Annotated in this window: 22 protein-coding genes and 1 pseudogene; 14 read left to right on the top strand and 9 right to left on the bottom strand. The window is 35.0% G+C overall.

Annotation, left to right across the window (positions count from 1 at the left end; translation table 11 throughout):
* Positions 1-2: 2 nt before the first annotated feature.
* Entirely contained in the window at positions 3-2,909 is a 2,907-nt protein-coding gene (locus GQ40_RS03625) for a PEP/pyruvate-binding domain-containing protein (RefSeq protein ID WP_047545833.1), read from the bottom strand.
* A gap of 127 nt (positions 2,910-3,036) precedes the next feature.
* The gene (locus GQ40_RS03620) at positions 3,037-4,806 is read right to left on the bottom strand and encodes an ABC transporter ATP-binding protein (RefSeq protein ID WP_047545831.1); all 1,770 of its coding nucleotides are present in this window, start codon (positions 4,804-4,806) and stop codon (positions 3,037-3,039) included.
* 119 nt (positions 4,807-4,925) lie between these two features.
* Here GQ40_RS03620 and GQ40_RS03615 point away from each other — a divergent pair, with 119 nt between their 5' ends.
* Positions 4,926-6,131, top strand: coding sequence for a multidrug effflux MFS transporter (locus GQ40_RS03615; protein WP_047545829.1), 1,206 nt, complete (start codon positions 4,926-4,928; stop codon positions 6,129-6,131).
* Positions 6,132-6,380: 249 nt separating this feature from the next.
* Positions 6,381-7,826: a BLUF domain-containing protein gene (locus GQ40_RS17015; RefSeq protein WP_052184136.1), complete on the top strand. Its 1,446-nt coding sequence runs from the start codon at positions 6,381-6,383 to the stop codon at positions 7,824-7,826.
* A gap of 21 nt (positions 7,827-7,847) precedes the next feature.
* Here the strand turns inward: GQ40_RS17015 and GQ40_RS03605 are convergent, their stop codons facing one another.
* From GQ40_RS03605 to GQ40_RS03585, 5 genes and pseudogenes are all read right to left on the bottom strand, one after another.
* Positions 7,848-8,672: an alpha/beta hydrolase gene (locus tag GQ40_RS03605; protein ID WP_047545828.1), complete on the bottom strand. Its 825-nt coding sequence runs from the start codon at positions 8,670-8,672 to the stop codon at positions 7,848-7,850.
* Between the two features lie 92 nt (positions 8,673-8,764).
* Positions 8,765-10,672 (bottom strand): acetate--CoA ligase, encoded by a 1,908-nt coding sequence (acs, locus tag GQ40_RS03600; protein ID WP_047545827.1) that lies wholly within the window; start codon positions 10,670-10,672, stop codon positions 8,765-8,767.
* 6 nt (positions 10,673-10,678) lie between these two features.
* Positions 10,679-12,378 (bottom strand): annotated as a pseudogene (locus GQ40_RS03595) (sodium:solute symporter family protein).
* 19 nt (positions 12,379-12,397) lie between these two features.
* Complete coding sequence (locus GQ40_RS03590; RefSeq protein ID WP_047545825.1) at positions 12,398-12,673, bottom strand: DUF4212 domain-containing protein; 276 nt, start codon at positions 12,671-12,673, stop codon at positions 12,398-12,400.
* A gap of 38 nt (positions 12,674-12,711) precedes the next feature.
* Positions 12,712-14,097 carry an alanine/glycine:cation symporter family protein gene (locus GQ40_RS03585; protein WP_047545823.1) on the bottom strand — a complete coding sequence of 462 codons (1,386 nt, stop codon included), beginning with the start codon at positions 14,095-14,097 and terminating at the stop codon, positions 12,712-12,714.
* A 99-nt stretch (positions 14,098-14,196) separates the two neighbouring features.
* Here GQ40_RS03585 and GQ40_RS03580 point away from each other — a divergent pair, with 99 nt between their 5' ends.
* Genes GQ40_RS03580 through GQ40_RS03560 form a run of 5 tightly spaced genes read left to right on the top strand, consistent with a single transcriptional unit; the run spans position 14,197 to position 17,524 of the window.
* The gene (locus tag GQ40_RS03580) at positions 14,197-15,285 is read left to right on the top strand and encodes a heparan-alpha-glucosaminide N-acetyltransferase domain-containing protein (protein WP_052184135.1); all 1,089 of its coding nucleotides are present in this window, start codon (positions 14,197-14,199) and stop codon (positions 15,283-15,285) included.
* 23 nt (positions 15,286-15,308) lie between these two features.
* Positions 15,309-16,088, top strand: a complete 780-nt coding sequence (locus GQ40_RS03575) for a HipA family kinase (RefSeq protein ID WP_047545819.1) — start codon at positions 15,309-15,311, stop codon at positions 16,086-16,088.
* Positions 16,078-16,461, top strand: coding sequence for a DUF3037 domain-containing protein (locus tag GQ40_RS03570; RefSeq protein ID WP_047545817.1), 384 nt, complete (start codon positions 16,078-16,080; stop codon positions 16,459-16,461). Before GQ40_RS03575 ends, GQ40_RS03570 begins: the two co-directional genes overlap by 11 nt.
* 29 nt (positions 16,462-16,490) lie before the next feature.
* Positions 16,491-16,868, top strand: a complete 378-nt coding sequence (locus GQ40_RS03565) for a nuclear transport factor 2 family protein (protein WP_047545815.1) — start codon at positions 16,491-16,493, stop codon at positions 16,866-16,868.
* A gap of 53 nt (positions 16,869-16,921) precedes the next feature.
* The gene (locus GQ40_RS03560; RefSeq protein ID WP_047545813.1) at positions 16,922-17,524 is read left to right on the top strand and encodes a hypothetical protein; all 603 of its coding nucleotides are present in this window, start codon (positions 16,922-16,924) and stop codon (positions 17,522-17,524) included.
* A gap of 107 nt (positions 17,525-17,631) precedes the next feature.
* On the opposite strand, the gene GQ40_RS03555 is transcribed toward GQ40_RS03560, so the two are convergent.
* Positions 17,632-18,582, bottom strand: a complete 951-nt coding sequence (locus tag GQ40_RS03555) for a phosphoribosylaminoimidazolesuccinocarboxamide synthase (protein WP_047545811.1) — start codon at positions 18,580-18,582, stop codon at positions 17,632-17,634.
* A 105-nt stretch (positions 18,583-18,687) separates the two neighbouring features.
* Entirely contained in the window at positions 18,688-19,641 is a 954-nt protein-coding gene (locus GQ40_RS03550) for a PhoH family protein (protein ID WP_047545809.1), read from the bottom strand.
* Between the two features lie 211 nt (positions 19,642-19,852).
* Between GQ40_RS03550 and GQ40_RS03545 the strand changes: the two genes are divergently transcribed.
* The 7 genes from GQ40_RS03545 (at position 19,853) to dnaN (ending at position 25,470) form a co-directional block, all read left to right on the top strand.
* Positions 19,853-20,689, top strand: coding sequence for an S-adenosyl-l-methionine hydroxide adenosyltransferase family protein (locus GQ40_RS03545; RefSeq protein WP_047545807.1), 837 nt, complete (start codon positions 19,853-19,855; stop codon positions 20,687-20,689).
* A gap of 112 nt (positions 20,690-20,801) precedes the next feature.
* Entirely contained in the window at positions 20,802-21,098 is a 297-nt protein-coding gene (locus GQ40_RS03540; RefSeq protein WP_047545805.1) for a putative quinol monooxygenase, read from the top strand.
* Between the two features lie 7 nt (positions 21,099-21,105).
* Positions 21,106-21,333 (top strand): hypothetical protein, encoded by a 228-nt coding sequence (locus GQ40_RS03535; protein WP_047545803.1) that lies wholly within the window; start codon positions 21,106-21,108, stop codon positions 21,331-21,333.
* The gene (gene gldF, locus GQ40_RS03530; protein WP_047545801.1) at positions 21,334-22,062 is read left to right on the top strand and encodes a gliding motility-associated ABC transporter permease subunit GldF; all 729 of its coding nucleotides are present in this window, start codon (positions 21,334-21,336) and stop codon (positions 22,060-22,062) included.
* Positions 22,059-22,553, top strand: a complete 495-nt coding sequence (locus GQ40_RS03525) for a hypothetical protein (protein ID WP_047545799.1) — start codon at positions 22,059-22,061, stop codon at positions 22,551-22,553. The genes gldF and GQ40_RS03525 overlap by 4 nt, the downstream gene beginning before the upstream one ends.
* Positions 22,540-24,213 carry a gliding motility-associated ABC transporter substrate-binding protein GldG gene (gene gldG / locus GQ40_RS03520; protein WP_047545796.1) on the top strand — a complete coding sequence of 558 codons (1,674 nt, stop codon included), beginning with the start codon at positions 22,540-22,542 and terminating at the stop codon, positions 24,211-24,213. The genes GQ40_RS03525 and gldG overlap by 14 nt, the downstream gene beginning before the upstream one ends.
* 138 nt (positions 24,214-24,351) lie before the next feature.
* On the top strand, positions 24,352-25,470 hold the full coding sequence (gene dnaN, locus GQ40_RS03515) for a DNA polymerase III subunit beta (protein WP_047545794.1): 1,119 nt from the start codon (positions 24,352-24,354) through the stop codon (positions 25,468-25,470).
* Positions 25,471-25,518 lie beyond the last annotated feature (48 nt).

Raw genomic sequence — 25,518 nt, 5'->3', positions numbered from 1 at the left:
AATTATAATTTTGTTTTAAGTAATACAGATTGATCTGAATCATTTTGAGATGAAATGGAAGCCAAATAATCTGAACTTTTTGCCTGTTTATTCTCAACAAACGGTCGTATTTGAAACAACCACAATTTATCATCCTTGAACCCAAACTCAACATCGTAAGCTTGATTTTTAGCATCAGAATGTGATACCATATTTTTCCTGATTTGAGCTGCAAGATTTCGGATGTCACTCATATTTTTTTCATTCAATATTGGTGACTCAAAAGGAGTAGTATATGATTTTGTGCCTCCAGAAACTGGCAGTCTTATATAATCTGGCTGTCTTGCTGGAGACAACAACACATTTTCTTGAGCGGTAATCAAACGTGTTTCTGCAGATTGTCCATCTACAGCGCCTCCCGCTCCTCTACTAAACGCAACAGTCAAATCATTGTCATTTCCAGAATTGATACCTTTAGTAATCATCACGCCAGAATAATCCACATCCACACTAGGAATAATCAATATTGAAGGAAACACATTCTCTGGGTTTGACAAAAATTTCTGTCTCCATTTAAAACTGCGCTCACTATAAGCCGAAGCCCAAACACGTTTTATCCCTTCTATAATCTTATCTTCATCTTTAATATTAAATAATGTCAAATTAAGTCCAGCACCAGTAAATTCCTTCAAATCTTCCATATTGGTATCGCTTCTCAAAAACACAGGTACCTCGCCAATTGGAGCCCCAAAAACAGATGTAAAGCTAGATTTTATATCTGCCACAAATGCAGGGTCTAAATTAATATCCAGCATCGCATTATACAGTTTAGATAATGCCTCTAATTGAAATGCCTCTATATTTTCTTCGGAAACATTATCACGTTTCATCTGGTCTGCCTCATCAAAAGTCTTGTTGAGAAACTCCCAGTAAGATGCATTTACTCCAGGCATTTGTTGATCCATGTGTGATCTAAAAATTCCGAAGGGAATGATTAACCCCTCAACCACTTGCTCAGGAAACATCTTTTTTAACTCACCAAGGTTTGCAGCTTTGGGTCCGCACAATTTACCCGAGTCACTAGCATCCACATCTCGCATGTTTACCATTTTGGTAACATCCAATTTGATTTGAGCAGTTGGCACCTCAACAATATTCTTGCTACGCTCTTTTTTGGTGAACAGTTCTTTTTCCGAAGAAGACATATCATCTGCCAATTTTAAGATCACATTCCCTTTATTGGAAACTGCGTAGAACACCTCTTTATCGTTAAATTTCTTTAATTCCTTCAAATTATCGTAGGACAGCGCTGCATTGGGAATCCCAAGATTTCTTGCCAATAATTGTACATGGGAGACCAAATTACCTTCAGAAACCGTCATGATACCAGCCACAGGTTTCAAATCATGTGGTGGTTTTTCAAAAATGTAAATATTGTTTGTATTGACTTCGATTGCATCAGGATTGCCATCGACTACTATTAATTTTCCAAATGCATAACCAGGATTTAGACCACGAATTGCCGATTGGTTATCCACATCCATTACTTTATTTTCAATATTTGAAAGTTTTGATACAAATGCACCTAAATCACTAACCGTATTACCGAGATTCAAAGCAACGCTACTTCTCACGCGATCATCAATAAATCCATAAGACAATGGCTCAAAAGCTGTGTAAGTATCCACAATTTCTTGATAGTTGGCTTTCACCATTGATGCACTCCATTCAACAACACCTCTAGCGGTTCCTAAAATATCATTAAGCTCCGTAATGTCTATTTTAGAGCCAGTCAAGTGATCTGTGACTTCGTTTTCAATAGCAGTATACTCCCAGTTTTCAATTAAACCTGTTCCCATAGAAGCACAGACCAATGTATTTATTTTGTTTAAGTTTTGTGCTAGTGATTCCGTTTCCCAGTTTTGCGATTCGATGAGTAATTTTTGTTCAAGCCTGTTTGACAAATCCAATAATCTTAAACGGGATTTACTACCATCTACCGTGGTGATATCTAATCTAATTTGATACAAAACATTTGTAATATCTGTGACCAATTGCTCTGCAGATGGTTCTCTTTCAGAAGACTCCACGAGAACTCGAAAACTATTTTTAATATCCTCTGTGACAGACATTTTTTCTATCTCACCTGCTAGAGATTTTAAATCTAAAGGTGCATAGAATTCTTTCATTGTCTCTATTAAATCCTCAAAATCCTTTCGTTTTGCTTCGGAAATTTTAGAACTTTGATTACTCATAAATGTTTTTACCATTTCAATATCAGAGGCTTGTGGCTGACCGTGAATTTTAATTCTGGCATCCATAAAAGCTGGAATGTCTTCAGATAACGTTTTAGACTGACTTCGCATTAACTGCGCTAAATTATCATCGCCATTATGTGGAATATCCTTTAATGCTTGACGAATTAAATAATAATGTGAGTTTAAAAAATCGTCATCTTTAAGGATGTTCTCAAAAAACGCTTTTCCCCAAGCTTCTTCGTCTTCACTTTGCAAAGCGCCTCTGTAATATTGTGCTTTTTGTAACACCCAACCATCATCGACACTGGATAGGTATTGATTGATTTGATATTGCTTTAATCTGCTGTAATCGTTTTCAGCATCGAGAAAATCTTTTTCTTTGTTACTGGCTAAAATTTCAGCAAAAAACAAATAGTTCCTTTTTCTAAGATTTTTTGTTGATTCCTTAAAGCTTGCGTGTTGGATACCGTCTACTTTATCTGGACATGGATCTTTTGGTTCACGCTCTGTCCCGTCCTCACAAAACCATTTGATGCGTAAATACGGTCCGCGAGGATCTTTTTTATAGGATTCAATAAGGTTTTTAATTTCTGAAATGGATAGCTCTTGTGCTTTTATTTCCGAAGAAAAACATAAACACAGAATAACAAGATACAGGTAAAATTTATTCATGACATAAGTATTCTAGGTTGAAAGTAAAGATATTGGAAATTGATTTAAATAGGTGCTTTAAACTTTATTTTATTAACACATTTGCTGGCTGATACATATCGAAAACACAGTGCTCTGCTTACAATTTTTAGATTTTTGCTTGATAAGTATATAGGTCAAAATAACGTCCTTTTGAAGTTATCAATTCGTCATGATTACCACGTTCTACTATTTTACCATTTTCTATGACTAAAATTTGATCTGCTTTTCTAATGGTACTCAAACGGTGGGCTATGACGATTGTGGTTCTGTTTTTTGTAAGTTCACTCAAACTTTTTTGAATTAAAGCCTCACTCTCGGTATCTAAATTTGAGGTCGCTTCATCTAAAATAATAATTTTTGGATCTGCCAAAATAGCTCTGGCAATGGCTATACGTTGTCTTTGTCCGCCAGATAATTTCACACCACGCTCTCCTATTAAGGTTTCCAAACCATCATCAAAACGATCTGTGAATTCATTGACATAAGCAGCTTTTACAGCTGCAAGTAATTGTACTTCTGTAGCATTTGGTCTCGGGAACATGATATTCTCACGAATGGTGCCTTCAAATAAAAATTCGTCTTGCAACACAACTCCTAAATGCTTTCTAAAACTTTGGAGTTTAACTTTTGAAAGATCTTCACCATCAATAGTAATTTTACCTTTTCCTGGATTTAAAAATGTGGCAGAGAGTCCTGCAATTGTAGATTTTCCGGAGCCAGAACTTCCTACCAATGCAATTACAGCGCCAGATGCTGCTTTAAAGTTGATATCATGCAATACAGGTTTTCCTTCTTCGTAAGCAAAGGATACATTATTAAACTCAATTTCTCCTTTGAACTTTTGGAGCTCTATCGTTCTATTCATATCATCTTCTTCTGCATTCATGTTCATTAATTCTTCTGTACGGTCAAGACCTGCGAGCGCCTCAGTTAGTTGACTGCCAATGTTACTCATTTGTACGATTGGAGCAATCATAAAACCGAGCACCAGAGTAAAAAACAGAAAATCTCCAGTCGTCATTTCGCTTTGCATCATATAATAACCTCCAATACCCATAATCCCTGTTGTGGCAACACCAATTAAAAAGGTTGAGGAACTGGTCATTAATGCGGTAGCGGTTAAACTTTTCTTTACGTTTTGATATAATCGATCAACTCCAACCTCAAAAATCTTGTTTTCTTGTTCTTCGGCATTAAAAGCCTTTATGACTCTAACTCCTGCCAATGTTTCTGTAAGACGACCAGTAACTTCAGCATTTATTTTCCCTCGGGTTCTAAAAATCGGTCGAATGTATTTAAATGCTTTAAGGGCGATTATTCCGAAGATAGATAAAGGAACAAACACAAAAAGCGTCATCCAGGCGTTGAGTTTTATAAGAATTATCAATGAAATGATGGCTGTAAAGCTACCGCCAACCAATTGCACCAAACCTGTGCCAATAAGGTTTCTAACACCTTCTACATCTGTCATAATCCTAGATACCAGCGCTCCAGATTTTGTATTATCAAAAAAACTTATTGGTAATGACAGCACCTTTTTTTGTACTTGTGCACGAAGTTCGCTAATAAGGTATTGCGCTTGTACACTTAAGATTTTTGTGAGTAGAAACGACGTAACTGCCTGAACGGTTATGGCAATAATTACAATGGTAATCAACACCCATAAATCTTTGGTGCTGCCACTTGGCACAACGTCATCCAGCAACACCTTACTTTGCCATGGTAAAATTAAACCTGACAAACTTTTTATCACAATGAGAATCAAACCTATAAATACTAGCTTTCGTCGTGGCCAGATAATCGTTGCAAAAGCTTGCTTAAGGGTTACCTTTTGTTTGGTTTTATCTGTTGTATCGGGAGTTTTAAAATGCTGCATCTTATATTTTTATTCGGCAAAGATACGTTAGTAAATAGTTTCAATTTTTTTAAAAGTCAATCTTTTGTTAATTCAGTTTTTGAGAAGCATTAGTAGGTGATTTCTCGTATTTTTGCACGATGCAAAACAAACCCACTTTTAAGATCGAGTTTATCGCACTTATGGCATCCTTGATGTCAATTGTCGCTCTTTCGATTGATGCTTTATTACCTGCTTTACCTGAAATTGGCAGTAATCTAGGTGTTACAAATCCTGCAGATAATCAATTATTAATAACCATGATTTTTTTGGGACTGGGATTTGGACAATTGGTTTTTGGACCATTATCTGACAGCTTCGGAAGAAAACCAATGGTCTATTTTGGTTTTACAACTTTTGTGATTGCCAGTATTGTTTGTGTAACCACCAATAGTTTTGAAGTCATGATTATTGGACGAATTTTCCAAGGTATTGGGCTCTCCTCTCCCAGAACAATTGCCATTGCCATGACACGTGATACCTATAGTGGTGATTTTATGGCAAAAGTATTGTCAATTATTGTGATGTTCTTTATCCTTGTGCCTATAGTTGCACCTACATTTGGCCAATTACTTCTCGACTACTTTAACTGGAAAGCGATTTTCAATGCCAATCTTATTATTGGGCTCCTCATCGTACTTTGGTTTTGGAAACGCCAACCCGAAACACTTGTAAAAGAAAAGCGAATACCATTTTCTCCAAGCATATTTATTACAGGCACCAAAGAGTTTTTAAAATATAAAGAAGCTATCGCTTTTACGCTTGTTTCTGGTTTTATTACTGGATCCTTTATGGTCTATTTGAGCACATCCCAGCAAATTTTTCAGGATCAATACCAATTGGGAGAACTATTTCCTTATATTTTTGCCAGTACCGCTTTTTCCGTAGGATTTGCAACATTTACAAATAGCAGATTGGTGATACGTTTTGGATCATTCAATATCGCTTACTATGCGACCATAGCTTATGCTGTAGTCTCGGTTTTATATGTGATTTTATTTCACAACGGAATGAACCCAAGCATTCATATTTTGATTACGTTTTTCTTGTTACAGTTCTTTGCTGTTGGTTTTCTCTTCGGAAATTTAAGATCTTTAGCCATGGAGCCTCTTGGTCATATTGCAGGCATTGGCGCTGCAATTAACGGGTTTGTTTCCACAGTAATGGCTGTGCCAATTGCAAACTATATTGGAAGTTTCGTAAAAACCTCTGTGCTCCCTTTGTTTGTCGGTTTTTCTGTATTTGGATTATTATCCTTGTTTGTGTTTTTATGGATGAAGCGCAGACGTAGTTTGATTAAAACTTAAACATCTATCGATTGTTTATCTGTAATGCTCAGTGTATGCAATTAATTACTCTTCAAAATATTCAAAATTGAAGATCAATTTGGTGTCTTTTATTCTAATTAGAGGATTTTGATTTATGTAATTATTTAATATTTAAAGCATTATACCTAAGATGTATTCGTGAAATTATTAAAAACTACTTACGGTTTTTTACACCTTTATTTTCTGAAAATTTATTATTTTTATGACCGAAATTTTATACTTTTTTAAATGTTTAAATTAAAAGAAGATAGCCCAATTAAAATGTTGCGACAATTTGCACTGCATTTTAATGGTGATTTAAATGAAGATCTTGGTGCTGCAAAATTTACTCTGGATAATCAAAATGGAAAAGGAACTATAAAACTTTTTGAACTTTTTCCTGGATTGACTGCTTGGATTTATGATATAAAACTTAAAAAGAATTTTTTATTTGATGTAACATTTTCTGATGATAAACCCTACTATTTTGGGTATCCACTTGAGGGAGAACAACTTCAAAAATTCCCTGATGAAGACAACTACAATGCTATAAAAAAAGGACAGAATTTTATAATCGTTGGAGAACCTAATTCTATTTCAGAATTTAAAATTCCGTCAGATAAAAATTTTAAGTGTTGTTATTTGATAATCAACCCAAAAAACTTTGAATACTCAAATTCAAATAAAAAAGCCTTACAAATAAATCTTAGTGAAACTTTAGCAGATATCATTGGAAAAAAGACGTATCGTTATTTTGGAGACATCGATCTTAAAACAGGTTTATTTGCAGAAATAATTATTAAAAATAACAGAACAGACCTAGTAGGAAGACTCTTAATTGAGGCTGCTGTACTAAACATGTTGGCATCTCAAATAATTGCGCACGACAAAGATAAAAAGACAGAAAGCTTTCAACCAGATCTTTCATTAGAAGAGTTGTCAAAGCTATCAAATATTGGAGACTATATTAAAGACAACTTTGGTAAGCGAATTTCTATTGGAGAAATAAGCGGTGAAACTGGACTATCTCCAAAAAAATTACAAGCTGGATTTAGGTTTTTATATGGCTATTCTGTAAATCAGTATATTTCAAATGTAAAATTAGAACGCGCTAAAGAATTAATCTATAAGACCGATAAGACCATTTCTGAAATTTGTTATGAGGTTGGATATTCTAGTAGAAGTTATTTATCTAAAATATTTTTTGAGCGATACGGTGTATTACCGAGTGAATATAAAAACTCATTACTAAATAACGATTTTGTATACGAAGTAACTTATAGATCTATTTCAAACGGTGAACTTAGCCAAAAAGAAATTGAGGCGCTTCTTGAAAAAGCTCGTGTGATGAATAAAGAATATGATATAACAGGAAGTCTTCTTTATCACAAAAATGTATTTTTTCAAATGATAGAAGGTTCTAAAGACCATATTTTAAAACTTTACGATAACATCAAAAATGATGATCGCCATTTTGATGTAAAAACACTATGGCAAGGTGTTAAAAAGTCACGTAATTTTGACAAATGGAACATGGCAATGTTAACAGATAAAAATATTATTGGCATTGAAACCCAAGGTAACACAAAAAAGTTAAACATCGACCATTTAATGGGTGATCTCAAGGCAGACTCCTTAATTTCTGAGAGTTTATGGAGACAGGTGAGAACCATTATTAATTCTGAAAATCAATAACTTTTTCTAAATTTAATATATTCAGTTACCATTGATAAACTCCATTATTTCATCATAACGATATGTCCAAGGAAAAAAATACTGGCTCATCATTGGTACATGTTTTTTATCTAAATAAATTGGGCTTACAGTTGGCTGAAACTCATTAAGCTTTTCAATAAAAACCGAGTTCTGCTCTTTAATTGAAGGATAGGTTTTCTCACCCACATAAATAAGAAATGGTGGCGATTTTTCATCTACAAAGTACAATGGAGATGCGTTTCTCCACTCCTCAGGGTTTGTGGTCCAGGTTGTAATATAGTTATATTCAGTGGTAGGTGGATTATTTTGTAAATACGAATACATATCCAAGCCTGCAGCATCGTTTAAAATGACTCCTTTTATAGCACTGGTGTTCTCTAAATACTTGGGATTTGTACTCACCAATGCAATTAAATGACCTCCTGCGGAATGACCCATCAAATAAATATTATCTGGATTACCTTTGTAATTTGTGATGCTATCCACCGTCCATTGTATGGCCTTTACAATTTCCGAAGCCATAGTATCATAATTTGCTTTAGGACTCAACGTATATGATGGAATCACCGTTACAACGTCATGTTTTGAGAAATTCCTTCCTAAAAAACCGTAAATATCCTTGTCTCCTTCCGTCCAGTATCCACCGTGAACAAAAATGACCACGGGTAAATTTTTAGCGTCTTTATCTCTTGGCTGAAAAACATTAAGACTCAACGCCTCCTTTTTTTCTTTCTTCGGAATGTATTGAACGTCCTTAAATTTTCTTGAAGCGCAACTGGAAAAAACCATTAGAAACACCAACGGAATAATAAATATATTTTTCATTATTTAAACTGAAATATGATTCATGCAATACTACGATAAAAGCATTTCAATTGGTGGTGCAATTAAAGCGGATTATAACTCTAACGAAAAAGCTACAAAGCATTTTCAATGATATCTTCAACACATTCTGGATTTAAAAGCGTACTAATATCGCCCAGGTTACTGGAATCCTTGTGAGCAATTTTCCGAAGAATACGACGCATAATTTTCCCACTACGTGTTTTTGGAAGCCCTTTAGTAAATTGAATTTTATCTAATTTAGCAATGGGTCCAATTTGATCAGTGATCATTTGGTTGATCTCCTTTCTTAAATTATCATGGTTTCTACCTTCTCCGGTTTCTTTTAACGTGACATAACCATACAACGCATTTCCTTTGATATCATGCGGAAATCCAACAATGGCACTTTCTGCAACTGCTGGATGTTCGTTAATGGCATCTTCAATTGGAGCTGTTCCTAAATTGTGACCAGATACGATAATTATATCATCTACACGACCCGTAATTCTATAATAACCCACTTCATCACGTAAAGCGCCATCACCAGTAAAGTACATATTTTTAAATTCTGAAAAATATGTGTCTTTATAGCGTTGATGGTTTCCCCAAATGGATCTTGCAATACTTGGCCAAGGGAATTTTATACATAATCGACCACTTACTTGATTCCCTTCAATTTCTTTTCCGTTTTCATCCATTAAAGCTGGCTGAATACCAATAAAAGGTAATGTTGCGTATGTTGGTTTTGTTGGTGTTACATAAGGAATTGGCGTAATCATGATGCCTCCATTTTCAGTTTGAAACCAGGTATCTACAATTGGTGCTTTATTCTTCCCAATGTTATCATCATACCAATGCCAAGCCTCTTCGTTGATAGGCTCTCCTACTGTGCCCAATACTTTGAGCGATGATAAATCATGACCTTCTATATGTCCAACACCTTCTTTTGCCAAAGCTCTAATGGCAGTTGGAGCTGTATAAAACTGATTCACTCGGTGTTTTTCGACAATTTCCCAAAAACGACTGTAGCTGGGATGACTTGGTACGCCTTCAAACAATATTGAAGTTGCTCCATTACATAATGGTCCGTAAATGATATAGCTATGTCCTGTGATCCATCCCACATCTGCACTACACCAAAACACATCATTTTCAATATAGTTAAAAACGTTTTTAAAAGTATAAGCTGCATAAACCATATAACCTGCGGTGGTATGTAGCATCCCTTTTGGCTGACCTGTGGACCCTGAAGTGTAAAGGATAAATAAAGGATCCTCAGCATCCATGATTTCTGGCTCACATTGTGCTGATGCTTTATCCAGCAAAGGCTGTAACCATTGGTCACGGTTTTGGAGCATTTCTATTTCCGAAGAAATACGTTTTGCCACTAAAACCGTTTCTACACCTTTAGATATACGTAGAGCTTCGTCCACAATACCTTTTAAATCTATAGTTTTTGATCCTCTATAAGACCCATCACTAGTGATGACTATTTTAGAATCGCAATCTGTAATTCTCGTTGCTAATGCATTTGCTGAAAATCCTGCAAAAACGACAGAATGTACTGCTCCTATTCTTGCACAGGCTAAAACAGTATACACCAACTCAGGAATCATAGGTAAATAGACACATACCCGATCTCCTTTTTTTACACCCTGATCTTTCAACACGTTTGCCATTTTACATACATGGCTATGCAGTTCTTTATAGGTAATAGGGTTTGATGGCTCATCTGGATTATTAGGTTCAAACAAAATGGCGGTTTTGTCACCTCTTGTTAGTAGATGTCTATCAATACAATTCTCGGTTATGTTGAGTTTTGCGCCTTTAAACCATTTTACTTCTGGTTTTGTGAAATCCCACTCCAAAACTGTATCCCACTTTTTTCGCCATAGAAAATGCTCTTCTGCGATTTCTTCCCAGAAATTTTCTGGCTCTCTAACCGATTTACGATAGACTTGATAATATTCTTCTAGATGTTTGATGTGGTAGTTACTCATAATATATTAATGGTTTATGGCTTCTCCAGCTCCTGATGGTATTCTAATATTTTCTACAATTTCCTGTACTTCTATTGGTGGTGCCTTAGTGAATTTCATGACTGTGATTGATACAATAAAATTAATCATCATTGCGATACTACCAAAACCTTCTGGCGAAATTCCGAACCACCATTCACTTTTATTTGGCAAAACGTCATCAAACCAACCTAATTTATATTTCATCATATAGAGAAGCATCGTCACAATACCTACAATCATTCCTGCAATTGCACCTTCTTTATTCATGCGCTTGTAAAATATGCCTAATATAATTGCTGGAAAAAAAGATGCTGCCCCAAACCAAAGGCAAGTGCAACTACTGCTGCTACAAAACCTGGTGGGTTAATACCAAAATATCCAGCAACACAAACTGCTGCTACTGCAGATAATCTTGCAGCTCTCAATTCTCCTTTTTCTGAGATTTTTGGGTTAATTACTTTCTTTATCAAATCATGGGATACCGAAGCAGAAATCACTAGAAGTAATCCTGCTGCTGTAGATAATGCTGCAGCCAATCCTCCTGCTGCCACTAATGCTATTACCCAATTTGGTAATTTGGCAATTTCAGGATTTGCTAAAACCATGATATCGTTATCTACTACTAATTCATTCTTTTCAGGATCTGCTACGTATTGAATTAAACCATCATTATTCTTATCATTAAAAGTAATCAAACCTGTTTCTTCCCATTTCTTAAACCATTCTGGAACTTCTGAATAGGGTTTATTAGATAATGTTTCTATCATATTTGTTCTCGCAAATACTGAAACCGCAGGTGCTGTAGAATATAAAATCACAATTAAGAGTAGTGCAATTCCTGCGGATTTACGAGCATCCTTAACTCTTTTTACTGTAAAAAATCTAACTATTACATGTGGCAATCCAGCTGTACCGACCATAAGCGCTAATGTAATAGCAAAGACATCTATTGTGGATTTGTTACCTTCGGTATATTCTGAAAAACCTAGTTCTGTACTTAAACCATCTAACTTATCAAGTAAATATATTCCCGAACCATCATTTAATTCACTTCCGAATCCTAATTGTGGTATCGGATTTCCTGTCATTTGAATAGATATAAATATGGCAGGTACCATAAATGCAAAAATCAACACACAATACTGCGCCACTTGAGTATATGTGATGCCTTTCATTCCGCCTAAAACAGCATAAAACAATACGATTAGCATTCCAATAACTACACCCGTATTAATATCAACTTCTAAAAACCTCGAAAAAACGATACCAACTCCACGCATTTGTCCCGCGACATAGGTAAAAGACACCAATAAAGCACAAAATACTGCAACGATACGAGCAGAATTAGAATAATAGCGATCACCTATAAAATCTGGAACCGTAAACTTTCCAAACTTTCTTAAATAAGGAGCCAAAAGTAACGCCAAAAGCACATAACCACCAGTCCAACCCATGAGATAAACTGCTCCATCATAGCCAGCAAATGATATGATGCCAGCCATAGAAATAAATGAAGCTGCACTCATCCAATCTGCTGCTGTTGCCATTCCGTTTGCCCAGGGCGAAACGCCTCCTCCTGCAACATAAAATTCTTTGGTAGAACCTGCACGTGACCAAATGGCGATTCCTATGTAAAGCGCAAAGGTTATTCCTACTAAAATATAGGTCCAGTTTTGTACATCCATTAATAGCGATATTGATAAATTATTCATCATAACCATACTTTTTATCAAGTCTGTTCATAATTTTTACATAAACAAAAATGAGTATCACAAACACATACATAGCTCCTTGCTGGGCGAACCAAAACCCTAGTTTAAATCCCCCTAATCTAAATTGGTTAAGCTCATCCTTGAAAACAATTCCTGCACCATATGAAACTAAAGCCCACACAATTAAGAGAATAGTTAAATACTTTATGTTCTCTTTCCAATAGGCTTTCGCCTTATCTTTTTTAATATTCTCTTCTTTGTTTAACATGTGACTTGTTATAACTTAAAAATTAATGTAATTTTCTTTTAAACTTGATCTTCCTTTAACCTCAAACGGTAGGCTCGTATCTCTTTAACTACTCTAGGTGCCATGATAATTGTAGATACCATAGTAGGTATTGCCATAAACGCAAATACGCCATCTATAAAATTAATCATTGTGCTAAACGATGTCGTTGCAGCCAAAACAATACTCAAAATATATAGATAGTTATAATAATGCTTGTTTTTGGCACCAAATAGAAATGACGTACATTTTGAACCATAATACGCATAAGAAAACAGCGATGAAATACTAAATACAAATACACAAATCATTAGTAAATATTGTCCGTAAGGCATTGCATCTTGAAAGGCAGAAGCAGTTAAGGTCACGCCATTATCTGATATTGTTTCCCAAACACCTGTTACCAAAATTGCCAATGCAGTCAAGGTACACACAATAAGCGTATCGATGACTGGACCAAGCATTGCAACCAAACCTTCACGCACAGGTTCATCAGTTTTTGCAGCTCCGTGCGCCATAGGAGCTGTACCAATTCCTGCTTCGTTTGAGAAGGCTCCACGCTTAATTCCTAAAAGTATGAGAGCTCCAAGAACTCCACCTAAAACATCCTTATTACTTTCAGGATCTAAATAATTTGCCTGAAATGCATCTTGAAAAATCATGAGAAAGTATTTTGGAATTTCAGTGTAATTGATTCCCAATATAATCAATACCAGAATAAAATATAAAACGACCATTGATGGTACCATTTTCGAGGCAAAATTACTAATCCTTTTTAAACCTCCAAGGATGACGACACTTGTGAACAGTACTAAAATACCTGCAATAATAAGGTTGGTATAAACGCTTACTTCTACTCCATTCGGAATTAAAACAATATCATTGATGGCCTGCTTTAACTGGTTGACGTTAACGACAGGAAGTGCGCCGAGCATTCCGAAGAAAGAAAACATAATAGCGAGAAATTTCCAGTTTTTACCGAGACCCTCAGTAATAAAGTACATTGGTCCACCTTGCAAGTCGCCATTGCTATCTTTTCCGCGATACATAATTGCCAAAGTTGATGTAAAGAATTTGGTGCTCATGCCTACAATCGCACTAACCCACATCCAGAACATAGCTCCTGGCCCACCAACGGAAATCGCTAAGGCAACACCAGCAATATTTCCCATACCAATGGTTGAGGAAAGCGCTGTAGTCAAGGCTTTAAAGTGACTAATTTCACCAAGATCATTGGGATTATCGTATTTACCACGAAGTACTTGTATGGCATGGCCAAAAAACCTGAATGGTAAAAATCTTGAAAGGATAAGCAAATAGATTCCGCCTCCAATGAGCAAAACCAAGAGCGGAATTCCCCAGGCCAATGAAGAGAATTCTTCGGAAATAGCGTTTAATTGTTCCATTTAAAAACTATAAATTATCTTCTAAGATATTACTTTAGCTTTAGTCAGCCTTAAAAATAAAAAGTATATTTAGAAATCTTTAAGGAAATCAACAAACTATTGAAAACTAACCGACTCTTTTTCATAGACGCAGTGCGTGCTTTTGCCATTTTGATGATGTTGCAAGGTCATTTTATAGATACATTATTAGACCCAATTTACAGAGACGATTCTAACCTTGTTTATCAAATTTGGTCCTATTTTAGAGGCATTACAGCACCAACATTTTTTACGGTTTCGGGATTGGTTTTTTTGTACTTATTGCTAAAGGCAAAAGATAAAGGCAACGATTCTCAGCGTATTAAAAAAGGACTGTATCGAGGACTTCTTTTATTAGGCATTGGTTACGCACTTCGCATCGACGTTCTTGGTTGGCTAACTGGCCATTTTAGCAATTATATTTTTGTGATTGATGTGTTGCAATGTATTGGTTTGTCGCTCATTATACTTATTGGATGCTATGTTTTACTTCGAAAACACGTTTGGCTACTATCCTCGCTATTACTCGCTTTTGGCTGTATTTGCTTTTTGACCGAACCCTTATATCGTAGCTTGGATTTGAGTCATATTCCAGTTGTATTTGCAAATTACATGACAAAAGCCAATGGATCTATTTTTACCATTTTACCTTGGTTTGGATATACAGCTTTTGGCGGTTTTTTAGCTACAGTATTCTTTTCACATGTGCATCGAAACAGATTTCGTTTAGTCACGGTCTTGAGTTTTTTTATCTTCGGAAGTATCTTGATAGAATATTCGTCCCTTATTTTAATGAAAATTCATTTATGGACACATATTGAAATTTTCAAATCCTCTGCCAATTACAATTATTTATTCACGCGCTTCGGAAATGTGCTGGTTCTATTAGGAGTCTTCTATGCAGCAGAACGCTTTTTAAAAGGGTCGTTGATTGGCAAAATCGGACAAAAAACATTATCCATTTACGTGATTCATTTTATTATTATCTTCGGAAGTTTTACAGGGTTCGGTCTCAATAGATTTTATTTAAAATCTCTCAATCCTTCCGAAGCAATCATTGGAGCCATTATTTTTATGGTAGTCGTCTGTTTTATCTCGTTTTACTACGTAAAAACAAATGCATTTATTTACAAAGGCGTACGAAAGATTGTACGCCTCAACAAAAATTAGAACTTTTTACTACTTTAGTATTTATGGATACAATTGACATTAGAACTGTGAATGTTGTGCAGTATATAAGTCCTTTAAGAGAAGGCGGATCGTTGCCTGCAATAGTAAAGGCAGATGATGGCTTTATGTACGTTCTAAAGTTTAGAGGTGCTGGACAAGGAAAAAAGGCTTTGATTGCAGAACTTTTAGGAGGAGAACTTGCTCGTGCCATTGGTTTAAAAATTCCCGAATTGGTTTTTATGGATCTCGATGACTCCTTTAGTAAAACCGAGCCAGATGAGGAAATTCAAGATTTATTAAAATTTAGTGTTGGACTCAATTTAGGATTGCATTTTTTATCAAGTGCCATCACTTATGACCCTTTAGTATTTGAAATTAACGAAGACACAGCGTCAAAAGTGGTGCTGTTAGATAGTATTATTAGCAATATTGATAGAACTGTTAAAAACACAAACCTCCTCCATTGGAATAAAGAACTTTGGATCATAGACAATGGAGCAAGTTTTTATTTTCACCACAATTGGAGTACTTGGGAAAATCATCTTACAAGAACATTCCCTCTTATAAAAGACCACGTGCTTTTAGAAAAAGCCACGAAATTAAAAGAAGCCTCAAAACACATTATCACCTCTTTAACTAAAGATAAAGTAAAAGAGATCGTTTCAATAATACCTGAAGATTGGCTTATCAATGAGTCTGATGCATTATCTCCAGATGACATAAGAAACGCCTATATAACCTATATACATTCGAGATTAAATAAAATTGATGAATTAGTTAAAGAAGCTGAACATGCAAGATAAAGTAACTTTTGAATATGCAATTATTAGAATTGTACCTAAAGTAGAGCGTGAAGAATTCTTTAATGTTGGAGTTATCTTGTTTTCTAAGCGTAAAAAATTTTTAGGGATTAAATATGAAATCAATCCTACAAAACTAAGTGCCTTTTGTAGTGAATTGGATATCAACGAGCTAAACCAATACTTAGAAGCTTGGAAATTAATTTGTGAAGGCCATCCCAAAGGTGGCTCTATTGGTGAGTTTGAATTATCAGATCGTTTTAGATGGCTGGCAGCATCCCGAAGTACAATTATACAAAGTTCTAAAACCCATCCTGGTTTATGTGATGATCCTAATGAGGCACTAAACACTATATTTAAGACCTATATTTTGTAAACTTTCAGCTATTAAACAAACCTTTAATCATGAATTTAGATCAAAACAAGCAAAGCTCCATTGGATTTTACAAAATGGCTTATGAAGGCCATCCTAAAAAAGCGATTGAGACTTATGTTGGTAAAGAATACATTCAGCACAACCCTGATGTTGAAAATGGTACTCAAGGATTTATAGATTATTTCGAAAGAATGCAACGAGAATACCCTAAAAAATCGATTGAATTTGTTCGTTGTATTGCTGAAGGTGACTTAGTAGCTTTGCATACCCATCAAACTTGGCCAGGAAATGACCAGTATGTGACAATGGATTTTTTTAGATTTGATGACAACGGAAAGATCTGCGAGCATTGGGATGCCATACAGCAAATTCCTAAACATTCTAAGAATCCTAATACGATGTATTGACTTTTAGAATTAATGGTATGGTTTTAGTTCATGCAATTACTATATAATTTACTATGAGATATTTTTTATGTTTATCTATTTTGGCATCAGCTATTTTTTCATGCAAAGCACCAAATGAAGATTCAAAAAATTCCAAATCTGAATTGAAAGAAAATTATTCTAAATTAGTAATCATTGACAAATTTAGAAGTCAATTAAAACTAGACTCTTTAGAAAATTCTAGAATCGCCAACTTCCAACCACTTTATATGGGGAAATTGAAAGACACTATAGAATTAAACTATATAAATGCAAAAGCAGGACATACAAATCTCAATTGGGATAACTACAAGTATCCAAAACATGATGATTTAAAAATTTTTATTGATACATCTAAGTATATTGGTAGTAGTAAAAGCAATCTGGAAATATTTATTGAGAATGAAAATGGACAGCATTTACCGGAACATTCTTCTTTATCATATCCCATATTTCTAAAAAACAATTCTACCGATACACTAAGAATTGGTTTTGGTGATGAATTAGATCTTATTTCTGAAGCAAAAGACTCTTTAGGAAATTGGGCAGAAAATCAAAAACGTTTTTTTTTATATGTGTGGTACAGGAATGTCTATCATCTATCTCCCACCAAACGAAGTAGCTATAACTTCAATTAAAAAGAGTCATAATCTCTTAAAAAAAAGTTTTAGACTTAAATTCTCAGGAAATAAAGAAAGTATTTATTCTAACGAAATTGAATTATTGAAAGATTAAATTTAATTAGTTATTTTCTCAAATACTCCAAAACATTCTCATCAATCCTACTTTGAATATCAGAAACATCAGCCTTTACAAACTCTTCTCCCATAATATTCTCATAAAGCTCAATATAGCGTTCGCTCACGGTTTCAATATACGCATCTGTCATTTCTGGTACGGTTTGGCCTTCCAGACCTTGAAAGTTATTGGCGATGAGCCATTGTCTCACAAACTCTTTAGACAACTGTTTCTGTGGTTCGTTATGATCTTGTCGTTTTTGGTAACCTTCCGCATAAAAATATCTTGAAGAGTCTGGTGTGTGAATTTCATCAATAAGTACGATTTTACCGTCTTTCGTTTTTCCGAATTCATACTTTGTATCCACTAAAATCAATCCGCGAGATGCAGCGATTTCTGTTCCTCTTTGAAATAATTTACGTGTATAATCTTCTAAAACACTATAATCTTCTTCGGAAACGATGCCACGTTTTAAAATGTCTTCCTTAGAAATATCTTCGTCGTGATCTCCCATTTCTGCTTTAGTTGCAGGCGTAATTATCGGGTTTGGAAATTTATCGTTTTCCTTCATCCCTTCTGGCATTTCAACTCCGCAAAGCAAGCGTTTTCCTGCTTTATACTCACGAGCAGCGTGACCAGACATATAACCTCGAATCACCATTTCAACCTTAAAAGGGTCACATAAATGACCAACTGCCACATTGGGATCTGGTGTTGCGGTTAACCAGTTTGGCACCAAATCTTCCGTAGCTTTCATCATGCTCGTTGCAATCTGGTTCAAGATCTGACCTTTATACGGAATTCCCTTTGGCATTACCACATCAAAAGCTGAAAGACGATCTGTGGCTATCATTACGAGTTCTTCATCCTTGATATTGTAAACCTCTCTAACTTTTCCCTTGTAAACACTTTTTTGCCCTGGAAAATTGAAATTAGATTCTGTAATCGTGTTACTCATTTTATCTTTAATTTGTCATTTCGATAATTGAAATGACGTGTAATCTTATGTTTTTTAAATCTTGCAATCACTTAGAAAATTTGAATGCTTCTCGCAGTTATTTAGCTACTCTCGGTTCTCGATACTCTTATAGGCTTCAATTACTTTTTTCACCAATCTATGTCGAATCACATCTTTATCATCTAAATAAATCATACCAATGCCTTCCACGTTTTTAAGTACTAAAAGTGCTTCTTTTAATCCAGAAATCGTACGACGAGGCAAATCTACCTGCCCAGGATCTCCTGTCAATAAAAACTTTGCACTTTTACCCATACGTGTTAAAAACATCTTCATTTGGGCGTGAGTTGTATTTTGACCTTCATCCAAAATAACAAAGGCATTGTCCAATGTTCGTCCACGCATAAATGCCAAAGGTGCAATTTGGATGGTTCCGTTTTCTATGAAACGTGCTAATGTTTCCGCAGGAATCATATCACGAAGTGCATCATAAAGCGGTTGCATGTAAGGGTCCAATTTTTCTTTTAGATCTCCTGGCAAAAACCCTAAATTTTCTCCAGCCTCAACCGCAGGACGCGTTAAAATAATACGTTTTACTTCTTTGGCTTTTAGCGCTCTAACCGCCAACGCAACACCTGTATAGGTTTTTCCTGTACCCGCTGGCCCAATGGCAAAAACCATATCGTTTTTGCGCATACTCTCTACCAATTTACGCTGGTTGACGGTTTGTGCTTTAATGATCTTACCATTTACGCCATGCACTATAGTCTCGCCACTTTGGGCAGAGGTATTATAGTCATCGCTACTCTCACTTGTCAATACACGCTCAATTGCATTTTCATCAATTTTGTTGTATTTGCCAAAATGCTGCATGAGCATATTCATACGTTTGTCAAATTCCTCTAATAAATCCTCATCACCATAGGCTTTGATTTTATTACCTCTGGCAACGATTTTAAGTTTAGGAAAGTTTTTTTTAAGAAGTACAATATTGGAATTTTGGGCACCAAAAAATTCTTTTGGAGTGATTTCTTCGAGTTCTAAAATAAGTTCATTCAAAAGCGATAAGAATTATAAATTAATCTGTTTTGTTTTATTAGTTTTGTGTAGAGATAAAATTAGCTTATTTCTCACATCTATACTACCAAAAATAATTAAACTATTTTATTCTAGAGGTTTTCTGTAAGATTAAAATACAATTAGTTTTTAACAGTTTTAAATGTGACTATTTGAGACCTATCATTAACATTAAATTTCTATTGCTTAGCGCATGGCAATCATCACTTTAACAACCGATTTTGGAGAAAAAGACCACTTTGCTGGTGCCATAAAAGGTGCTATTTACAGTGAATTGGTAGATGTTAGAATTGTTGATATCTCACATTCTGTTGCGCCATTTAATGTGCCAGAGGCTGCATATATTATACAAAATGCGTATAGTAGTTTCCCAAAAGGTACGATACATGTGATAGGTATCGATTCTGAACTTAATCCTGAAAACAAACACATTGCTGTGCAATTGGATGACCATTATTTTATTTGTGCCAACAATGGGATCATGAGTATGATCTGTTCAGAAATTGCGCCACAAAAAATAGTAGAGATCAATATCCACGATCGTGTAGCGACGAGTTTTCCTGTTTTGGATGTATTTGTCAATGTGGCTTGCCATATTGCTCGTGGCGGAACTTTAGAGGTCATTGGTAAAATTATAGAGACTATCAAACCAATCAAAAATCTAATCCCGTTTGTGAACGATGAAAAAAACCAGATTATTGGGAGCGTTATTTATATTGATAACTACGGAAATGTAATCACCAACATCAAACGAAAATTTTTTGAAAATGTCCAGAAAACACGTGCTTTTGAAATTTCTGCACGTAATTATAAGTTCAAAACTATTTATGATAAATATTGTGATGCCATCAATTTTGAAATTCCAGAAGAAAAGCGCTATGATGAAGGTAAAGGACTTGTTGTGTTTAACTCTTCAGGATACCTGGAAATTGCGGTTTACAAAAGTGACAATTCTACCGTTGGTAGTGCGTCAACACTTATGGGATTGAAAATCATGGATACCGTAACCGTGAATTTTGATAAAAATTGATTTGTTCAAAGATTATTAAAAGTGGACGATAGAGCAAAGAACAAGCGTAAATAAAATTATATCTCGAAGACTAAAGACTAAAGACTAAAGACTAAAGACTAAAAATTAAAAAATGCTAGTACGAATCGTAAAACTAAGTCTAGAACCTTCAAAAATTGAAGAATTTCTCTCTAATTTTGAATCTCAAAAAGAGCATATTAGAGGATTTAGCGGTTGCGAGTTTTTAGAGCTTTATCGAGATAAAAACAATACCAACGTCTTTTTTACGTACAGTTATTGGCAAACCGAAACAGATTTAGAAAATTACAGACACTCTAATTTATTTAAAGGTATCTGGGCAAAAACAAAACCGATGTTCAATGGTAAACCTGAAGCTTGGAGTGTGGATAAGTTAGTGACATTAAAGTAAATTGCAAATGACCGAAAACGAAATAAAAAAAAACTGGAAAAATTTAATTACTCCTTTTATAGTGTATATCGCACTATTTATAATTGCTTTAGGTCTAAACAGATTTGGCAGCAAAAAGCCAACACCACAAACGGTTAGTCTGTTTGCTTCAGTTTTTTGTTTAACTTTCATATTTTTTTATGGTGTGAAAATCATTAATTTCAAAAAATTTTTAAATGAATCTAATAATAATTAAATGCTAGCAATCCTTAAAAAAGAAATCAACACCTTTTTCGCATCTCCAATCGGTTATTTGGTGATTGCGGTCTTTTTATTGCTCAATGGATTATTTCTTTGGTTATTTAAAGGAGATTTTAATGTTCTTGATAATGGTTTTGCAGATTTATCAACCTTCTTTTTATTAGCACCTTGGATCCTCATTTTCTTAGTTCCAGCAGTTACGATGCGAAGTTTTGCAGATGAAAAAAAACAAGGCACTTTAGAATTGTTGCTCACAAAACCAATCAGTCACTTAAATATTGTTTTGGGTAAATATCTTGGTTCATATTTATTAATAATTATTGCGCTTATCCCAACATTGCTTTACGTATACACGATTTCAAAACTAGGTAATCCAGAGGGCAACCTAGATGTTGGTAGCGTGATGGGTTCCTACTTTGGGCTCTTATTTCTAGTCGCAGCCTATACCGCAATTGGTGTCTTTGCCTCTAGCCTATCAGATAATCAAATCGTTGCATTTATCGTTGCAGTTTTTATATGCTTCTTTTTCTATTTTGGTTTTGAAGGTCTTGCTAATTACAATCTTTTTGGAGATGCTTTTTACATCGAAAAACTAGGGATGGAATCCCATTTTAAAAGTATGAGTCGTGGTGTTTTAGACTCGAGAGATATCCTCTATTTTTTGAGCATCACACTGTTTTTTATTGTATTGACAAAACTCAATATTAAACGTGCAAATCAATGATTATTACCCTACCCTTCATACTATTAATGATCATCACATTTGTGCTGGTTTTTCTATTTGTAAACACCATAGACAAACGCAAATGGCTTACTATTTTAGTAAGTTTAGTGCTCACCCCTTTTATTTATTTTTATGCGGTTTATCCGTTAATTAATATTTTCAGCAACTACCATCACCAAAAATATTTTTCTTCGGAAATCTGGCAAGACCAACCAGCACTGCGCTATGAATTATCTGACGATATTATATCTTCGGAAATGTTCATTGGCAAGTCAAAAAGTGAAGTAGAAAGCGTATTGGGAACTTACGAATGGCTATCTTGGGACGACGCCAAAAAAGACCATGATCCCAACAAATGGAATTACGCCTTAGGTCTAGAACCAGGTGCTTTCAATACTGAAAAAGAATGTCTGGAAATCACCTTTGAGAACCAAAAAGTAGTTGACTTAACATTGTATAAAGAAGAACAGAAATTTGATGCTAAAGAGTAAAAAAAATATTGTAATTATCGTTGTCACTTTAGTAGCGCTTGTCGTAATTAATGTGATCTCAAGTTATGTATATAAACGTTTTGATTTAACCCAAGATAAACGTTATACCTTATCAAATGAAGCACTACAAACTATAGAAAATGTAGATTCACCTTTAATAATTGACGTGTTTTTAGAGGGCGAATTTCCTTCGGAATTTAGACGTCTTCGCGATGAAACCCAACAGTTGCTTGAAGAATTTTCACTCTCTAACAGCAATGTGAAATTTCAGTTTATTAATCCGTTGGCAGATGAAAAAACACGAAACCAAAACATACAGCAATTAGCACAACGAGGCTTACAACCGTTTCAAGTGAATATTCAGGAAAGTGGGAAAACCACTCAAGAAGTGATTATCCCATGGGCTTTGGCGAGCTATAACGAGCAAACCGTTATTGTGCCTTTGATCAAAAACAAAATTGGCGCTACAGATCAAGAACTGGTTAACAGTTCCATCCAAAATTTGGAATATGTATTTGCAGAAGCCTTTAAAAAACTGGTCAACCCTAAACAGAAAAAGATTGCTGTTTTAAGAGGTAACGGACAATTAAAAGATGTGTACGTTGCTGACTTTCTCAAAAAAATGGGAGAGCATTATTTTCTTGCGCCTTTTACCTTAGATAGCGTTGCTAACAATCCGCAAAAGACTTTAAAAGATATTGAGAATTATGATTTAATTATCTCTGCAAAACCGAGTATTCCATTTTCCGAAGAAGAAAAATATGTGCTTGACCAATACACCATGAATGGCGGAAAAAGTCTCTGGCTCACCGAAAGTATCGTGATGGACAGAGACAGCCTGCTTAATGAATCTGGTCGAGGTGTCGCGATTATGAAAGACCTCAATCTCAACGATTTTTTCTTTAAATATGGTGTGCGCATCAATCCTGTTATCGTGAATGATTTATACTCTGCTCCTATACCTTTGGCGATTGGTGAAGGTAATAACACACAGTTTCAACCTATACAATGGCCATATTCACCTTTGGCAGCGAGCAATCCAAATCACCCAATTACTACAAATTTGGATCCTGTAAAATTCGATTTTGCGAGTCAGATTGATACGTTGAAAAACGGTGTTGAGAAAACTATTTTATTGCGCAGTTCTAAGTTATCAAAATTACAAGGCGTGCCTAAAGAAATTAGTTTAGATGTCGTGACGCAACAACCTAACCCTGAAGAATATAACCAACCCAATCAAACTTTAGCGGTTTTGCTTGAAGGCGAGTTTACATCGGTGTATGACAAACGAATAAAACCCTTTAAAATTTCCGAAGATAAAACCATAAGCAAATCCACAAAAATGATTGTAATCGCAGATGGCGACGTTATAAAAAACGAGGTGATTAGAAACCAACCGCAAGAACTGGGTTTTGAGTTTTTGACCAAACGTAAATTTGGAAATAAAGAGTTTCTTGAAAATGCTGTGAACTACCTTTTAAACGATGACGGACTTATAAACATTCGCACAAAAGAAGTCAAATTAGCCTTTTTAGATTCTGAAAAAATAGAAGACCAAAAATCAAAATGGCAAATCATTAATATCGTTTTACCGCTTGTAATTCTTGGTGTTTTTGGAGTTTTATTTACTTTTTTCCGAAGAAAACGCTATTCAAAATAAATTAAAATTCTGCATTTAAATTCCCTTTTCTAAAGGAACAAGTTGTTAATAAGTTTGTTTTAGAAAACAATAGCTTTAAGATATATTTGTAAGGCACAATTTGTTGTGTTCTCAGTTTAAAAACAATAGACCATTCGTATGAAATTTATAGTATCAAGTACATACTTACTTAAGCAATTACAAGTGTTAGGCGGTGTGATTAACAATTCAAACACCTTACCTATTTTAGATAATTTTTTATTCGATTTAAAAGATTCAAAACTAACGGTTTCTGCAAGCGATTTAGAGACCACAATGTCTTCTACACTTGACGTAGAGAGCGATGAAGATGGTAGCATTGCGTTGCCAGCCCGTTTGCTTTTAGATACTTTAAAGACGTTTCCTGAACAGCCCTTAACCTTTGTTGTTGAAGAAAATAACACGGTAGAAATCAGTTCAAACCACGGTAAATACGCGTTGGCGTATGCAGATGGTAACGAGTTTCCAAAATCGGTAGAATTAGACGATCCAAGCACAACAACGATTGCTGGGGAAATTTTGGCTACTGCGATTAGCAAAACTATTTTTGCAGCAGGAAACGATGATTTGCGTCCTGTGATGAGTGGTGTCTTTTTTCAGTTTTCTACGGAAGGATTGACCTTCGTGGCAACAGACGCCCACAAATTGGTAAAATACACACGTGAGGATGTTAAGGCAGATCAAGTTGCGGAATTTATCATGCCTAAAAAACCTTTAAATCTTTTAAAGGGAATTTTAGCTGCAACCGATGATGCTGTAACGATAGAATATAACGATTCTAACGCCAAGTTTACGTTTGAGAATTCGGTATTGGTTTGTCGTTTAATCGACGGAAAATATCCAAATTACGAAGCGGTGATCCCTAAGGAAAACCCAAATAAGCTTACAATAGATAGAACACAGTTTTTAAACTCGGTTCGTCGTGTGAGTATCTTTTCTAATAAAACAACGCACCAAATACGTTTGAAAATTGCTGGTGCGGAATTAAATATTTCTGCGGAAGATATTGATTACTCAAACAAAGCAGAAGAGCGCCTCTCTTGTGATTACCAAGGTGACGACATGCAAATTGGGTTCAACTCTCGTTTTTTAACAGAAATGTTAAACAACCTCAATGCAGATAACGTACAACTGGAAATGAGCCTTCCAAATAGAGCAGGAATCTTAACACCTGTAGATGGACTTGATGAAGGTGAGCATGTAACGATGTTAGTAATGCCTGTGATGCTAAACAGTTAAATACTTGCAAAAACAGATATCTTCAAATCGAAAAGCAATTATTTTCGA

Source organism: Psychroserpens sp. Hel_I_66, assembly GCF_000799465.1.
Taxonomy (GTDB): domain Bacteria; phylum Bacteroidota; class Bacteroidia; order Flavobacteriales; family Flavobacteriaceae; genus Psychroserpens.
This window is presented reverse-complemented; position numbering and strand designations above follow the sequence as displayed.

Bases quoted from the DNA above. Each gene is read 5' to 3' on its own strand.
- GQ40_RS03590 (WP_047545825.1), bottom strand. From the start codon at position 12,673: ATGTTAAACAAAGAAGAGAATATTAAAAAAGATAAGGCGAAAGCCTAT.
- GQ40_RS03615 (WP_047545829.1), top strand. From the start codon at position 4,926: ATGCAAAACAAACCCACTTTTAAGATCGAGTTTATCGCACTTATGGCA.
- GQ40_RS03575 (WP_047545819.1), top strand. From the start codon at position 15,309: ATGGATACAATTGACATTAGAACTGTGAATGTTGTGCAGTATATAAGT.
- GQ40_RS03560 (WP_047545813.1), top strand. From the start codon at position 16,922: ATGAGATATTTTTTATGTTTATCTATTTTGGCATCAGCTATTTTTTCA.
- GQ40_RS03535 (WP_047545803.1), top strand. From the start codon at position 21,106: ATGACCGAAAACGAAATAAAAAAAAACTGGAAAAATTTAATTACTCCT.
- GQ40_RS03605 (WP_047545828.1), bottom strand. From the start codon at position 8,672: ATGAAAAATATATTTATTATTCCGTTGGTGTTTCTAATGGTTTTTTCC.
- GQ40_RS03625 (WP_047545833.1), bottom strand. From the start codon at position 2,909: ATGAATAAATTTTACCTGTATCTTGTTATTCTGTGTTTATGTTTTTCT.
- gldF (WP_047545801.1), top strand. From the start codon at position 21,334: ATGCTAGCAATCCTTAAAAAAGAAATCAACACCTTTTTCGCATCTCCA.
- GQ40_RS03570 (WP_047545817.1), top strand. From the start codon at position 16,078: ATGCAAGATAAAGTAACTTTTGAATATGCAATTATTAGAATTGTACCT.
- GQ40_RS03585 (WP_047545823.1), bottom strand. From the start codon at position 14,097: ATGGAACAATTAAACGCTATTTCCGAAGAATTCTCTTCATTGGCCTGG.
- acs (WP_047545827.1), bottom strand. From the start codon at position 10,672: ATGAGTAACTACCACATCAAACATCTAGAAGAATATTATCAAGTCTAT.
- GQ40_RS03555 (WP_047545811.1), bottom strand. From the start codon at position 18,582: ATGAGTAACACGATTACAGAATCTAATTTCAATTTTCCAGGGCAAAAA.
- GQ40_RS03540 (WP_047545805.1), top strand. From the start codon at position 20,802: ATGCTAGTACGAATCGTAAAACTAAGTCTAGAACCTTCAAAAATTGAA.
- GQ40_RS03620 (WP_047545831.1), bottom strand. From the start codon at position 4,806: ATGCAGCATTTTAAAACTCCCGATACAACAGATAAAACCAAACAAAAG.
- GQ40_RS17015 (WP_052184136.1), top strand. From the start codon at position 6,381: ATGTTTAAATTAAAAGAAGATAGCCCAATTAAAATGTTGCGACAATTT.
- GQ40_RS03545 (WP_047545807.1), top strand. From the start codon at position 19,853: ATGGCAATCATCACTTTAACAACCGATTTTGGAGAAAAAGACCACTTT.
- GQ40_RS03525 (WP_047545799.1), top strand. From the start codon at position 22,059: ATGATTATTACCCTACCCTTCATACTATTAATGATCATCACATTTGTG.
- GQ40_RS03565 (WP_047545815.1), top strand. From the start codon at position 16,491: ATGAATTTAGATCAAAACAAGCAAAGCTCCATTGGATTTTACAAAATG.
- dnaN (WP_047545794.1), top strand. From the start codon at position 24,352: ATGAAATTTATAGTATCAAGTACATACTTACTTAAGCAATTACAAGTG.
- gldG (WP_047545796.1), top strand. From the start codon at position 22,540: ATGCTAAAGAGTAAAAAAAATATTGTAATTATCGTTGTCACTTTAGTA.